Origin of the sequence: Kribbella sp. NPDC003557 (genome assembly GCF_040610805.1) — a bacterium.
Lineage (GTDB): Bacteria > Actinomycetota > Actinomycetes > Propionibacteriales > Kribbellaceae > Kribbella.
In genome coordinates this window covers 50,859-64,960 of the sequence record NZ_JBEXMY010000013.1, presented here as the reverse complement: position 1 = coordinate 64,960, position 14,102 = coordinate 50,859, and the positions used below count along the sequence as shown (strand labels likewise).

General features: G+C 70.1%; 14 protein-coding genes. 7 read left to right on the top strand and 7 right to left on the bottom strand.

Going from position 1 to position 14,102, the window contains the following annotated elements; all coding sequences use genetic code 11:
• Positions 1-19: 19 nt before the first annotated feature.
• From ABZW60_RS38585 to ABZW60_RS38570, 4 genes are all read left to right on the top strand, one after another.
• Positions 20-715 carry a hypothetical protein gene (locus ABZW60_RS38585; protein ID WP_355485578.1) on the top strand — a complete coding sequence of 232 codons (696 nt, stop codon included), beginning with the start codon at positions 20-22 and terminating at the stop codon, positions 713-715.
• Positions 716-807: 92 nt separating this feature from the next.
• Entirely contained in the window at positions 808-1,431 is a 624-nt protein-coding gene (locus ABZW60_RS38580; protein ID WP_355485576.1) for a hypothetical protein, read from the top strand.
• Between the two features lie 85 nt (positions 1,432-1,516).
• Positions 1,517-2,203 (top strand): SDR family oxidoreductase, encoded by a 687-nt coding sequence (locus tag ABZW60_RS38575; RefSeq protein WP_355485575.1) that lies wholly within the window; start codon positions 1,517-1,519, stop codon positions 2,201-2,203.
• Positions 2,204-2,214: 11 nt separating this feature from the next.
• Complete coding sequence (locus ABZW60_RS38570; RefSeq protein ID WP_355485573.1) at positions 2,215-2,697, top strand: 2,4'-dihydroxyacetophenone dioxygenase family protein; 483 nt, start codon at positions 2,215-2,217, stop codon at positions 2,695-2,697.
• Here ABZW60_RS38570 and ABZW60_RS38565 read toward each other — a convergent pair.
• Positions 2,673-3,557 carry a LysR family transcriptional regulator gene (locus ABZW60_RS38565; RefSeq protein WP_355485571.1) on the bottom strand — a complete coding sequence of 295 codons (885 nt, stop codon included), beginning with the start codon at positions 3,555-3,557 and terminating at the stop codon, positions 2,673-2,675. The two genes, ABZW60_RS38570 and ABZW60_RS38565, sit on opposite strands and share 25 nt — an antisense overlap.
• On the opposite strand from ABZW60_RS38565, the gene ABZW60_RS38560 reads away from it, so the two are divergent.
• A complete protein-coding gene (locus ABZW60_RS38560) occupies positions 3,556-4,689 on the top strand; it encodes an FAD-dependent oxidoreductase (RefSeq protein ID WP_355485570.1) in 1,134 nt (377 codons plus the stop codon). The two genes, ABZW60_RS38565 and ABZW60_RS38560, sit on opposite strands and share 2 nt — an antisense overlap.
• Here the strand turns inward: ABZW60_RS38560 and ABZW60_RS38555 are convergent.
• The 3 genes from ABZW60_RS38555 to ABZW60_RS38545 all read right to left on the bottom strand — a co-directional run bounded on the left by ABZW60_RS38555 (position 4,670) and on the right by ABZW60_RS38545 (position 7,465).
• Positions 4,670-5,872 carry an MFS transporter gene (locus tag ABZW60_RS38555; protein WP_355485568.1) on the bottom strand — a complete coding sequence of 401 codons (1,203 nt, stop codon included), beginning with the start codon at positions 5,870-5,872 and terminating at the stop codon, positions 4,670-4,672. The two genes, ABZW60_RS38560 and ABZW60_RS38555, sit on opposite strands and share 20 nt — an antisense overlap.
• A 63-nt stretch (positions 5,873-5,935) precedes the next feature.
• Positions 5,936-6,991 carry a DUF5937 family protein gene (locus ABZW60_RS38550; RefSeq protein WP_355485566.1) on the bottom strand — a complete coding sequence of 352 codons (1,056 nt, stop codon included), beginning with the start codon at positions 6,989-6,991 and terminating at the stop codon, positions 5,936-5,938.
• Complete coding sequence (locus ABZW60_RS38545) at positions 6,992-7,465, bottom strand: GyrI-like domain-containing protein (protein ID WP_355485564.1); 474 nt, start codon at positions 7,463-7,465, stop codon at positions 6,992-6,994.
• Between the two features lie 100 nt (positions 7,466-7,565).
• Here ABZW60_RS38545 and ABZW60_RS38540 point away from each other — a divergent pair, with 100 nt between their 5' ends.
• Positions 7,566-8,864: a glycoside hydrolase domain-containing protein gene (locus tag ABZW60_RS38540; protein ID WP_355485562.1), complete on the top strand. Its 1,299-nt coding sequence runs from the start codon at positions 7,566-7,568 to the stop codon at positions 8,862-8,864.
• Between the two features lie 3 nt (positions 8,865-8,867).
• Here ABZW60_RS38540 and ABZW60_RS38535 read toward each other — a convergent pair whose 3' ends face one another.
• Positions 8,868-9,239, bottom strand: a complete 372-nt coding sequence (locus ABZW60_RS38535; protein WP_355485560.1) for a cupin domain-containing protein — start codon at positions 9,237-9,239, stop codon at positions 8,868-8,870.
• Positions 9,240-9,302: 63 nt separating this feature from the next.
• Here ABZW60_RS38535 and ABZW60_RS38530 point away from each other — a divergent pair, with 63 nt between their 5' ends.
• Positions 9,303-9,767, top strand: a complete 465-nt coding sequence (locus ABZW60_RS38530) for a MarR family transcriptional regulator (protein WP_355485558.1) — start codon at positions 9,303-9,305, stop codon at positions 9,765-9,767.
• On the opposite strand, the gene ABZW60_RS38525 is transcribed toward ABZW60_RS38530, so the two are convergent.
• Positions 9,764-10,936: a serine hydrolase domain-containing protein gene (locus tag ABZW60_RS38525; protein ID WP_355485557.1), complete on the bottom strand. Its 1,173-nt coding sequence runs from the start codon at positions 10,934-10,936 to the stop codon at positions 9,764-9,766. The two genes, ABZW60_RS38530 and ABZW60_RS38525, sit on opposite strands and share 4 nt — an antisense overlap.
• A 344-nt stretch (positions 10,937-11,280) precedes the next feature.
• Positions 11,281-14,097, bottom strand: coding sequence for a DEAD/DEAH box helicase (locus ABZW60_RS38520; RefSeq protein ID WP_355485555.1), 2,817 nt, complete (start codon positions 14,095-14,097; stop codon positions 11,281-11,283).
• Positions 14,098-14,102 lie beyond the last annotated feature (5 nt).

The following is a 14,102-nucleotide window of genomic DNA, read 5'->3' as shown; positions in this document are numbered from 1 at the left end:
CTGTGAGGAGCCCGCGGAGATGAGTCAGCAGTACCCCGGCGACACCGCCACGATCGCCACGCCCGCCGGCGACGCCAGCACCCAGAAGTACGAGGAGGCCCGTGCGGCCGCGAGCCGGGCGATGAGCACGATCTCGGTCACCCCGGACCCGCCGCTGCGGACACCGCCGGCGCTGCCCGGAGACGACGAGGTCGACGCGGACCTGCTGTCGTACCGCGGGTTCAAGTTCGGTGCGGCGTTCTTCGGCTGGCTGATCGCGATCTCGATGTCGGTGCTGTTGCTGGCCGCCGCGGCGGGCGCCGCGCTCGGTACCGCCGAGGTCCTGGACTACACCACCAGCGACGCGAAGGCGCAGCCCGGTGCGGCCTCGATCACCGCGGCCGGGGTCACCGTGTTCATGCTGACGCTGGCGTTCTACATCGGCGGCTACGTGGCCGGCCGGCTGGCCCGCTTCGACGGCGGCCGGCAGGGCTTCGGCGTCTGGATGATCGCGGTGCTGCTCGCCGTGGTGGCGGGCGGCGCCGGCTGGGTGCTGGACAGTCAGTACGGCGTCGTCGACGACATCAACTGGCCGAACGTCGACCTCGCCGGCAACACCCTCCTGCTCGGCAGCATCGCCGCCACAGCCACTCTGCTGGTCCTTACGCTGCTGGCCGCGATCCTCGGCGGGAAGTCGGGCCGCCGCTACCACGACCGGATCGACGAACTGCTCTGAGTCACCCTGAGTCACCCGTGAGTCACCACTGCTGGTTTCACCCTCGGGTACCGGACTCACACACGGGGCTTGTCCGGTGAGGAGAAGCTGACATGACTCAGCAGCATGACGAAGACACCCGCGTCGAGCGGCTCGGACCGTCCGAGGCGTATGTCGACGACCGGCCGACTATGGCCGATCCCGAGCGGGACGAACGGGCCGACGAGGTGCTGGAGCCGAGGCGCCGCGGTTCGGCCGGTGGCTCGGCGTTCTACGGCTGGCTGGTCGCGATCGGCATGATCGCGGTGCTGACCGGGATCGTCGGCGCGGTCGCGGCCGCCGTCGACTACGCGCTCACCATCGACTGGAATGCGGCCCAGGGCAGCGCCGGGACGGCCGGCACCATCGGGATCGCGTCCGTCGTGGTCCTGCTGGTCGTCCTGGGGATCGCCTACTACGCCGGCGGATCGGTCGCCGGCCGGCTTGCCCGCGCCCACGGCGCCCTGCACGGCTTCGGCGTCTGGCTGATCGGGGTCGTGGTGACCGCGATCGTCGCCGGGCTGGCGGCGCTGGCCGGCTCGGAGTACGACGTCCTGAACCGGATGGACCTGCCGTCGCTGCCGATCGCCGACACGACGCTGACGACCGGCGGCCTGGTCGCGGTCGCCGCCGCCGTGCTGATCACGCTGGTCGCGGCGGTCGCCGGCGGCCGGGCCGGGACCCGGCGCACCATCTGAGGATCGACCCGGGCGGCGGATAGCAGCTATCCGCCGTCCGGGTCGTGCTTGCCGGGGGTCGCACCCGGCGCGCAGGATGCGGGGCATGACACGGGGCATGACACGGACCGCGCTGGTCGTCGGAGGAACGAGCGGGATCGGCGCGGCCGCGGCCCGCCGGCTCGCGGCGGACGGATTCCACGTCGTCGCGGCCGGCCTGGGCGCGGGACGTGAGCAGGTCGAGCTCGATCTGCGTGTGGACGGCTCGGTCGAGGACCTGATCGGGTCGCTCGACCGGCTCGACGTCCTGGTCAACGCGGCCGGGATCATCCGCCGGGGCGACGAGCACCGGCCGGACGTGTTCCGCGACGTCGTGGAGATCAACCTGACCGGCGCGCTGCGGGCGTCCGAGGCCGCGCACGGACGACTCGCGGCGTACGACGGCTGCATCGTCAACGTCGCGTCGATGCTCAGCTACTTCGGCGGCCCGCTGGTGCCGGCGTACAGCGCGTCCAAGGGCGGGATCGTGCAGCTGACCAAGTCGCTCGCGGTCGCCTGGGCGCCGGACGGGATCCGGGTGAACGCGGTCGCGCCCGGCTGGATCGCCACCGACCTGACAAGCGCGCTGCAGGCCGACCCGGTCGCCTCGGACCGGATCCTGTCCCGGACGCCGATGGCGCGCTGGGGTACGCCGGACGAGGTGGCCGGCGTGATCGCGTTCCTGGCCGGTGCGGACGCGGGGTTCGTCACCGGCGCCGTCGTACCGGTCGACGGCGGCTACCTGAGCATGTGAAGGAGAACTGGATGATCCCGGTATCGGCAGGTGTCCCGGCGGAGATCGCCGTCCGGGCGGTTCCCGACGACGAGCGGCTCTGGGTGCCGCAGGCTCCGGACGTATGGTTCCGGCCGCTGATGCTGAACACCGTCACCGGCCAGTGGTGCAACCTGCTCAAGGTCACCCGGGCCGGCATCGTCTCGCGGCACCGGCACCCGAGCGCCGTCTTCGGCTACGTGATCAAGGGCAAGTGGCAGTACGACGAGCACGACTGGGTCGCCGACGCCGGCTCGTTCGTGTACGAGCCGCCCGGTGAGATCCACACGCTCCGGGTGCCCGAGGACTGCACCGAGATGATCACGTTCTTCAACATCTCCGGCGCGATGATCTACGTCGACGAGGCCGGCAACCAGACCGGCTACGAGGACACCTTCACCAAGATCCAGCTCTGCCGGGACCACTACGGCGCCAACGGCCTCGGCGCCGGCTACGTGGACCAGTTCATCCGCTGAAGCACCTGGACGACCTTCTCCAGCGCCGCTGAGCGCGGCTGGTCGCGGCGGGTGAACAGCGCCACCTGACGCTCCACACCCGCTTCGTGGATCGGGACGAGACGGACGCCGGTGAGATTGGCGGTCGTCACGGCCAGTTCGTTGGTGACGCCCACGCCCAGGCCGTGGCGGACCAGCGACAGCAGCGTCTGCGGCTGGTTCGTCCGGAAGGCGGACTCCGGGCTCAGCCCCTTCGAGGCGAACGCCAGATGGGACTCGAACTGTCGCGGCCCGTCGCTCTCACCGATCGAGATCAGCGGCAGCTCGGCGAGCTGCGCGAGGCCGACCGACTCGTGGGCGGCGAGCGGATGGGACTCGGGGAACACCGCGACCAACGGCTCACGCCACAGGACCTCGTGCTCCAGATTCTCGCTCGCCACCAGCGGATGCACCGGGCGGACGGCGAGGTCGATGTCACCACGGACCAGTTCGGCCTCGAGATCGACGCTCGGCCCCTCGACGAGGAGCAGCCGGACGTTGTCGGGCAGGCGCCGTACGACCTGCGGGAAGAGCCAGGCGGCCGCGCTGGGGTACGCGCCGAAGCGGACGTCTCCCCCGGCGGACAGGTTCTGCACGCGGCGGAGGATCTCCTCGGCCTGCGGCAGCAGCGCGCGGCCCTCGGGCGTGAGGCGGGGCGGGTGGGCGGTGCGGTCGAAAAGCTGGACGGCGAGCGCGCGTTCCAGCTCCGCGACGTGCTCGCTGATCCGCGACTGGCCCCGGTACACCGCCTTCGCCGCGGCCGAGAACCCGCCGTACCGCGCGACCGCCACGAAGCTGACGATCCAGTCCATCCGGAAGCTGTACGCCGCGCCGAGATCCATGCGCGTCACGGTAGCCGGGAAGACGCGGACCGCGCCGGGCGTTGGTGCTGATGTGCTCGAGGTAGCGGTGATCGGTGCGGGACAGGCGGGGCTGTCGGCTGCGTACCACCTGGTGCGGATGGGGTTCACGCCGTACGACGAGGTCCTCGTCCTGGACCGAAACGCGGCGCCCGGCGGCGCCTGGCAGCACCGGTGGGACTCGCTGACCATGCACGACGTGCACGGGATCGCGAACCTGCCCGGCGTGCCGGTGCCGTCCAGTGCCGGCGCGGAGCAGGCCAACGCGTTCGTCCCGGCGTACTTCGCGGACTACGAGAAGCAGTTCGACCTGCCGGTGCTGCGACCGGTTGCCGTCGAGAGCGTTCGGGCGGTGGCCGAGGGGTTCGAGCTGGAGACGTCCAACGGTCGCTACGACGCGGCGTCGCTCGTGAACGCGACCGGGACGTGGGACCGGCCCTTCATCCCTTGGTACCCGGGCATCGAGACGTTCGAGGGACGTCAGCTGCACACCGCCGACTACGGCGGCGCAGCTGAACTGGCCGGACAGCATGTCCTGGTGGTCGGTGGCGGGGCCTCGGCCGTCCAGCTGCTCGCGGAGATCTCCGAGGTCGCCACAACGACCTGGGTGACGCGCCGGGCACCGGAGTGGCGCACCGGCGACGACTTCACCCCGGAGTACGGGCGACAGGTCGTGGCCCGCGTCGAGGAGCGTGTCCGGGCCGGCCTGCCGCCGCGCAGCGTCGTCAGCGTGACCGGGCTGCATCTGAGGCCGCAGGAGCAAGCCGCGGCGGACCGTGGCGTCTACACCCGGCTGCCGATGTTCTCGCGCATCACGAAGGACGGCGTCGAGTGGGCTGCCGGCACGGGTCCCGACGGCGTCGCCCCGCCGGATCACCTGCGGGTCGACACGATCCTGTGGGCGACCGGCTTCCGGGCCGACCTCGCGCACCTGGCGCCGCTGCACCTGCGTGAGCCGTCCGGCGGTATCCGCATGGACGGCACGGCCACTGTCGTCGACCCACGCATCCACCTGGTCGGCTACGGTCCGTCGGCCAGCACCATCGGCGCCAACCGGGCCGGGTTCACCGCGGCCCGCGCACTGCGCGACCTGCTCAAACCTGTGGCTGCATAACCGGTTCCGGCTCCTGCACCACGACCGGTACGAACAGTCCGGCGACCAGGAACACCCCTGCCGTCAGCAACCAGCCTGGCCAGCCCCACGACACTGCGACCGTCGTGATGAGCAGCGGGGCCACGAGGTCGCCGATCTGGTGCCCCATGGCGTAGGCGCCCTGGTACTGCCCCTGCGCGCCCGGCGGCGCCAACTCGAAGCTGATGCCCCAGCCGCCCGCCGACTGCAGCATCTCCCCCAAGACATGTGCGAGCGCCGCGGCGACAAGCAGACCGATCGTCACCGCTCCGGAGGTCGCGTCGCTCAGCGCCAGGACCAGACAGGTGACCGCTAGCAGCAGTCCGGCGCGTCGACCGGCCCGGGCCGCTCCGCTGAGACGCTCGGTGCCGCGAGAGATCCGGACCTGCAGCAGGATCACAGCGGCCGAGTTGAGGACCAGCAGCACCGAAATGATCCACCGTGGCGCATCGGTCGCCGTCGCGACCCACAGCGGGATGCCGACCTGCGCGAGCGCGCCATGCATGCTCAGTACGCCGTCCAGTCCGACGAACACCAGGAACCGCCGGTCGCGTATCGCCGTCAGCCCGGACGGGCCCGAGGCGGACGGCACCGGCGCGACGGCCGGCATCCCGAACCGCACCAGCCCGGCCGTGACCAGGTACGTCGCCGCGTTCGCCAGCAGCGCCACGACGTACACCTCGCGCCGGTCGACCGCGAGCACGACGCCGGCGGCCGCCATCCCGACGGCCATGCCGATGTTCGTGACGACGCGGAGGATCGCCCGCGTCCGCACCCGCTGATCGGCCGGTGCGACTCCGGCGATCAACGCGCCCTTCGCGCCACGCTGCCCCGAGTCCGCGATCGCGGTGACCGCGGCCACGGCGGCGTACCATCCGAACGACCGCACCTGGGTCAGTGCGGTCATGGTGATCGCCTGGAGCAGCAGGGACCCGACGTACGCCCGGTTGGGTCCAAGGCGGTCCGCGACGACGCCCAGCGGCGTACTCGCGACCAGGCCGACCAGTGCGGCCACTGTCAGCCCTACGCCGACGTGAGCGACCGACAGGCCGACCGCGCGGGTCAGGTAGAGCGCCCCGACGGCTGCGTAGACGCCGTTCCCCAGGGTGTTGACCAGAGTGGCAGCGATCAGCCGCCGGACAGCGGGCGAGAAGGATGAGGTCACAGCTGCTCATCCAACAAGCGGTGGCCCAGCCGCGCCGGTGGATTGCCGACTTCCGTCAGTCGATCAGCGCATGATCAGCGTCAGCAGGTCGGTGCCGAGGGTGGTCAGGGCGTCGTTGTTCAGGCGGTACGCGACGAAGCGGCCCTGGCGTTCGGCGGTGACCAGCCCGGCTCTCGTGAGGGCCCGGAGGTGGCGGGTGACCTGCGTGGGGTGGAGGCCCCAGAGTGCGGCGATCTCGCCCGCGGTCCGGGCCTCGCTGGCCACCGCGCGGCAGACCTGGAGGCGATCGGGTGACGCCAACGCGTCCAGCCGGGCCCGGATCTCCTGTGCGGTGGGTACGGCGGCCGCGCGGCCGGTGGCGGGGTAGATCATCGTGACGGGCTCGCCCGGGATCTCGCCGACGAACAGGTGCGGTGCGATGTAGTTGCTCGGGACAAGCAACAGCGAGCGGGTGCTGATGTCGATCCGCTTGCTCTGCACCTTCTGCAGTACGACGCTGTCCGCGTCCCGGACGGCGATCGCGCTGTCCAGCGAGCGCAGCATGGTGCGGACACCGTCGCGGACGGCCAGGTCGCGGTCCTGCCGGCCGCGAGCAGCCAGGGTGTCGTGTGACGTCTCCCAGAGCTCACCGAACCACTCGCGCCAGCAAGCGTCCAGTACGTCGAGAAACCGGCGGACCGGTTCGGCAGGCGACGTCAGCAGCGACTCGACCAGTGCGGCGACCGACCGGCCGCGGCTGCGAGCCCAGTGCTGTACGGCGTCGGTGTCGATCGACCGGCTGCTCAATGGGCGACCACGCAACGGCCTGACCAGTTCCGCGGCCACGTCCTCCGCCGGGCGTGAACGGAGTGCTGCCAGCTCGTCGGTCCACGTCGGTACGCCGGTGGCGGCGCTGGTGGCGAAGAAGCTGGCCCGTACTGCCCGCACGGTCCAGGTCCACTGCGCCAGCTCCGCCCGCAGCTCAGCAGACAACGGGAGCGAAGCGGCCCAGTCGACCCGGTCGTGATGCGCCGGCTCGGCCAGCACGTGCAACGCACAGCCCAGCTCGATCAGCGGCGAGGCGACATGACGAATCCGCTCCGCATCGAGCCGGGCCACGCCTGCGAGGACGGTCGGCACTCAATCCTTCAGCTTGAACTGGAGGTCGGTGTCCCAGTTGTTCATGTCGGGGACCTCACGCGGGTCGGAGCGGTAGACCTCGAGGCGGGCGGTCCAGTGGTCGCCGTCGGCGTCCCACTCGAGGCCCTCCTTCTCGGCCCAGCCGAGCAGATCACGGGTCGCGCCCAGCAGGCCGTCCGGGTGACCGTGGTGCCTGACCGTCGCGTAGCGCCCGGCCGGCAGCACGCCGGTGACGATCTCGCCCTCGCCGGAGCGCAGGTCGTCGACCGGGAAGCCGATCTCCATCACCAGCCCGGCCTCCATGTCGACCACGTCGTACTTGAAGAACGGCGCGTCGTTCGGCGCGATCTCCTTGGCGGCGAGCCAGGCGATCACCTCGCCCATCCGGTCCGCGAACGCCGCGATCCCGTCCATCGCGACCTTGCCCCGCACCGCGACGTACGGCCGTTCCCCGATCTGCACGATCTCCGGCATGACGTGTTTCCCTCCAAGAACGTCGTTGCCTCAACTTAACCCGAACCGGCCTTGCCGCGGCGCATTACCGAGCGTCTACTGAGAGCTGGGGGTGGCCATCATGGTCAAGGTCAAGCTTCTCGTCGCTGCTCTCGCACTCGCCGTCGGCGGTCTGGGCGCCACGGTCCCTGCTGCTGCCGAGCCCACCACGCCGCTGCCCTACCCTGCCGGTGCGACGGCCACCCGCTACACCGGGCTCGCGTTCGACACCTGTACGGCGCCGAGTGTCGCGCAGATGACCGCGTGGCTGGCCTCGCCGTACCGGGCGGTCGGCATCTACATCGGCGGCGTGAACCGGAGCTGCGCGCAGCCGCAGCTGACCCCGAGCTGGGTCAGCAGCGTGACCCGGATGGGCTTCCGGCTGATCCCGATCTACATGGGCTACCAGGCGCCCTGCACGTTCCGCACCAACGCGGTGAAGATGACCGTGCCGTCGGCGACCTTCCAGGGTGGCCTGCTGGCCAGGGACGCGGTCAACGCGGCCAAGGCCCTCAACCTGCTCGGCGGTAGCGCGATCTACGCGGACATGGAGCACTACAACATCGCCGACAGCACCTGCCGGACGACCGTCCTGCGCTACCTGTCCGCGTGGACCAAGCAGCTCCACGCGCTCGGCTACCTGTCCGGCGTCTACGCACACCAGAACTCCGGCGCGGTCGACCTGGCCGCCGCCTACAACTCCAGCTCGTACGCACGCCCCGACGCGCTCTGGATCGCACGCTGGGACAACAGCAGCTCGCTGACCAACTGGCCGACCGTGCCCAACACGTTCTGGCTGGTCGGCCAGCGCGGCAAGCAGTACCGCGGCGACCACAACGAGACGTACGGCGGCGTGACCCTCAACATCGACAACGACCGCTTCGACGCACCGGCGGCCACGGTCTGGTACACCTACACGGTCCGCGCCACCATCTACTCCTACAGCGGGCCGTCGACCGCGTACGCGATCCGCTCGACCATTCCGGCGAACTCCGCGGTCCGCATCGTCTGCCAGACCTTCGGACCGAAGATCGGCACCAGCACGGTCTGGAACCGGCTGGTCGACGGCACCTACGTCATCGACTACTACGTGCGCACCCCGAACAAGACCGGCTACAGCGCACCGATCCCCGGCTGCACCTTCCCGTACCAGACCACGATCAACAACCTCACCCGCCGGCACGGTCCGGGTACGGCGTACTCGGCGTACCCGAACCCGCTGCCGATCGGCTCGCTGGCGTGGATCAGCTGCCAGCGAGCCGGCTCGAAGGTCGGCACCACAGTGGTCTGGGACCGCCTCACGGACGGCTCGTGGGTCACCGACTACTACGTCGCCACGCCCAGCAAGACGACGTACAGCCCACCGAACCGGCGGTGCTGACCGCTACTTCGACCAGGGCGGCTGGACCGTCGTGCCGTCGGCCAGGTAGCCGGTGAAGCCGGCCGTGATGGCGACGATCAGCTCGGCCTTGCCCTCGCCGAGGTTGGTCAGCGCGATCGGCTCACCGGCCGGCACGACGACGGAGTCGCCCGGGCCGAGCTTGTCGCCGTCCGGCGCGAGCTGCACCGTGCCGCCTAGCACGGTGAAGATCTCGTCGCGGTCGAGCGTGTGCGGCGCGTCGCCGCCGTGGCCCTCGTCGACCGTGAGCCGCCACGCGCACAACCCGGCCGAACCGAGGCTCGGCGCGGCGAACACGGTGAACTCCACTCCCGGCAGCCGGAACCGCGGCGCCTCGGACGCGTGCAGGACGTGCATCTGGTCCCCCTTGGTATTTAGTAAAGCTGACTTGTCCAAGCCAGCTTGACTATCATGGGGCACATGACGCGATCGGGCAAGGTGGATATCGGGATTCTGCTGCTGCTGGCCGACCAGGAGTTCGTCCGCGAGCTCCGCGAGCAGACGGCAGCCCAGGGGTTCGACGACCAGGGCCGGTCGGACGGCTTCGTGTTCCGGACCCTCGACGACGGGCCGACCACGATCAGCGGACTGGCCGAGCGGCTCGACATCACCAAGCAGGGCGCCGGCCAGATCGTCGACGACATGGAACGCCGTGGGTACGTCGAGCGCCGGCCGGACCCGACCGACGCGCGCGCCCGGCTCCTGCACCTGACCGACCGCGGCCAGGCGGCGCTGGCCGCGGCGCGCAAGTTCCACCAGAGCTACGAGCGCCGGCTCCGCAGGAAGTTCGGCGACGAGGCGATCGACAGCCTCCGCGGCGTACTGGCCGGCATGGCCGGCGAGGCCCAGGTCAGCACGCCGCACTTCCGCGCGCTGATGTTCTAGCCGAAGTACTGCGGGAACAGGTCGTGCGTAGGCCAGGACTTCACACCGTTGGCGGCGGTCCACATGGCCGCGTCGATATCGCCGTACGACTTGCCGCTGGCGTCGTCACGACGGTTGAACAGCGCGGCCCAGCTCAGCCCGCCCGACGTGCGGACCAGCAGCGTGTACGTACCGGGCATGCTGCCGGTGTGCCATGTGTTGCGCCCGGTGCCGCTGCTGACCGGGCGGATCTGCCAGCCGAGACCGTAGTACCAGCCGTCGGCGTTGACGCCGGTGGACGGCTTCGCCCACACGCGGCCGAGTGAGGTGCTGTTGAGCACGCTCGACGGCGCGTCGAACATCTTCGCCCAGCGCACCAGGTCCGGCGCGCTCGCGATCCAGCCGCCGTTCGCGTCCTGGATCCGCATGCTGAACGAGCCGTACGGCGCGGCCACGGTCTTGCCGGAGCCGTCCAGCACGGTCGGGCCCGAGTACTGCGACTCGTACGACGTCTCGCCGCTGTGCTTGGCGATCGAATAGCCGAGCGACATCCGCGTGATCTTCAACGGGGCCAGGAGTTTCTGCTTCACGTAGGTCTCGTAGCTCAGGCCGCTGACCTTCTCGATCACCCGGCCGGCCAGCATGTAGCCGAAGTTCGAGTAGGCGTACTTCGCGCCGGGTGTGAAGTCGAGCTTCTGACCCGCCATGTACTTGATGACGTCCGCGTGCTGCAGCTCCAGCGGTACTCCGAGGGTGCGCGAGATGGTCGCGTCCTTGAAGTTCGGGTCACCCGACACCTCCCGGTCCCAGCCGCCGAGGTGCTGCAGCAGCTTCCACAACGTGATCGTCGACCACCGCGAGTCGGCCGGGGTGATGCCGAGAATGTTCGCGACCGGCGTCGACAGGCTGAGCTTCCCGTCCTGCACCAGCTTCACGATCGCCGCCGCGGTGAACGACTTCGACAAGCTGGCGATGCGGAACAACGAGGTCGGCTGCACGCTCAACGCGGTCGACGTACTGTAGCCCCGGGCAAGCACCAGCCGCCCCTTGTACGTCACCGCGAGCTGCCCCGCCGTCACCCCACGGGCCTGCATGAAAGCCTTCATCTGACTGTCGAACCCGGCCAACGCCGACACCGCGGTCCCGGTCACCTTCCAGGTCGCCGCAGCATCCGCAGGCCGCCCGATCACATAACCGGCACCGGTACCAACCGCAGCGGTAGCACCGGTCGCGACCGCAAGCTTCCCCAGATTCCGACGCGACAACTCCACGACCGTCTACTCCTTCAATACGAGACTCCCAAGCCAACGAAAGTCTTTCACCCCAACAGGTCCAACCACGTCAACAGACCAGCAAGTCGGCTACGACGTCGCACCTTCCGCCTGACTTCTCCGAGGCGGCCTGGGCTACAACCCCCGCCCTGCGGCTGGCCGTCGCACAGTTGGCCGGCAAAGACAGGGCTCCCCGCACTCCGCCGAAGGCGGCAACAACAGCCACCGCGAAGCGGTGTCCTTCGTCCGGTGTGGTGGGTGGGTTACTCGACCATGGAGGCGTAGGAGATGACGCCTCGGCGGATTTGGTCTACTACGGCTCGGGCGGTGCTGCGGAGGGGGGTGTCTCCGGCGGCGTCGGCGATTTGTTCGGTGAGGTCGATGAGTTGCTTGACCCAGCGGACGAAGTCGCCGGCGGCGAGGTCGGACTCGTACAGGACCTCGGCGAGCGACGCACCCGACGCCCACCGGAACGCGGGCCAGCAGAAGTTCAGGTCCATCGAGCGCAGGAAGTCGACCCGCATGTCCCGCTCCAGCGCGGACAGATCCCGCCAGATCGAGCCCATCCGCTCCAGCGCGATCCGTACGTCGCCCCGCGGCAACCGCGGCGAGGTCGGCTCGTCCTTGGACCGCGACTCGTACACCAGCGCCGCCAGGCAGGACGCCAACTCCGGCACGGTCAGCTCGTCGAAAACCCCTTGCCGCAGGCACTCGGCCGCGACGAGATCGAGCTCGGTGTAGATCCGCGCGAGCCGGTCACCGGCCTCGGTGGTCTTGTCGCCGTCGAGGTAGTGCAGCGCGTCCAGCACCTGGCAGACCCGGTCGAACTGGCGGGCGATGGTGTTCGTCCGCTGCTCGATCTTGCGCTGCACGTCCCGGTTCTCCCGGTCCAGCCGGAAGTACCGCTCGGCCCACCGCGCGTGGTCCTCGCGGTCCGAGCACCCGTGGCAGGGGTGTGCGCGCAGCTGCGCCCGCATCTCCTGCAGCTCCGGGTCGTCGGCGTGGGACACGATGTCGCGGCTGCGCGACGGCGGTCCGTCCTCGCCGAGCAGGTCGGTCCGGTTCCGCAGCACCTGCGCCAGCTCGCGCCGCTGCTGCGGGTTGCGCGGGTTGAACTTCCGCGGGATCCGCAACGTCCCGATCGCCTCGACAGGGGTCGGGAAGTCGACCATCGACAGCTTCCGCACCTGCCGGTCCAGCGTCAGCACGGTCGGCCGCGGCCCTTCCCGCTCCGAGCGCATCCCCGGGTCGAGCACGAGCGCCCAGCCCGCACTGCGGCCGGCCGGGATCCGGATGATGTCGCCGGTCTTCAGCTTCTCGATCGACTCCTGCGCCTCGATCCGGCGGTCGAGCTTGCGCCGCTTCGACCCGGACGCCTCGCGGTCACCGATCCGCCGGCGCAGCGCGGCGTACTCGAGGAAGTCGCCGAGGTGGCACTCGATCGACTCCTTGTACCCCTCCAGCGCCTCGGTGTTGCGCTGCACCTGCCGCGCCAGCCCGACCACGGCCTGGTCGGACTGGAACTGCGCGAACGACAGCTCGAGCATGTCCCGCGCCCGCGTCCGCCCGACCTGACGCACCAGGTTGACGGCCATGTTGTACGACGGGGAGAACGAGGACCGCAGCGGATACGTACGTGTCGACGCCAGCCCGGCGACCTCGCGCGGGTCGAACCCGGGCTGCCAGAGCACGACCGCGTGCCCCTCGACGTCGATCCCGCGCCGCCCGGCGCGCCCGGTGAGCTGGGTGTACTCCCCCGGCGTGATGTCGACGTGCGCCTCGCCGTTCCACTTCGACAGCTTCTCCAGCACGACGGTGCGCGCCGGCATGTTGATGCCCAGGGCAAGCGTCTCGGTGGCGAACACGACCTTGATCAGGCCGCGTGCGAACAGCTCCTCGACGACCTCCTTGAACGCCGCCAGCATGCCCGCGTGGTGCGCCGCGATCCCGCGCGACAAGGCTTCGGCGAAGTCGTGGTACCCGAGCACGCCGAGGTCCTCGTCGGGAAGGTCCGCCGTCCGCTCCGCCACCACGCGCTTGATCTCGTCGCGCTCCGACGGCTTGGTCAGCCGCAGCCCGGACCGCAGGCACTGCACGACCGCGTCCTCACACCCCTTGCGGGAGAAGATGAAGAAGATCGCCGGTAGCAGCGCGCCGGCGTCCAGCTCCTCCACGACGTCCGAGCGGTACGGCGTGAAGTGGGTCTTGGCCGGCCGGTTCCGCGGCAGGTCGCGGCGGCGGCGCGGCTTGCGCGAGTCGTCACGGAAGATCCGGTTGTCATCCCGCGCGATCCGCACCAGCTGCGGGTTCACCAGGTCCTTCAGGTCGGACTTCGCCGCCTTCGCCGGGTTGCCCGACTTGGACGGCTTGCCCACCGCAGGAGCGCCGACCCGAGCGGTCGGCGCTTCCCCGGCGAACAGGTCGTGCAGCCGCTTCCCCACCATCACGTGCTGGAACAGCGGCACCGGCCGCTTCTCCTCCAGGACGACGACGGTGTTGCCGCGGACGGTCTCCAGCCAGTCGCCGAACTCCTCGGCGTTGCTCACGGTCGCCGACAGCGAGACCACCGACACCGAGTCCGGCAGGTGGATCAGCACCTCTTCCCAGACCGCGCCGCGGGACCGGTCGGCCAGGTAGTGCACCTCGTCCATCACGACGTACGACAGGCCGAGCAGGGTCTGGGATCCGGCGTACAGCATGTTCCGGAGCACCTCGGTCGTCATCACGACGATGGGCGCCTCGGAGTTGACCGAGTTGTCGCCGGTGAGCAGGCCGACCTTGTCCGCGCCGTACCTGCTCACCAGGTCGCCGTACTTCTGGTTGCTCAGCGCCTTGATCGGGGTGGTGTAGAAGCACTTCTGGCCGCGCTCCAGCGCGAGGTGGACGGCGAACTCGCCGACCAGCGTCTTGCCGGACCCGGTGGGCGCCGCGACCAGCACCTGGTGACCGTCCTCGAGGGCGGCGCAGGCGCGCAGCTGGAACTCGTCCAGCTCGAAGTCGTAGAGCGCCCGGAACTCCTTCACCGCGGGATGCTCCTGGTCCGAGCGGAACGAGGCGTACTTCTCGGACGGGGTGCTCATGGGAC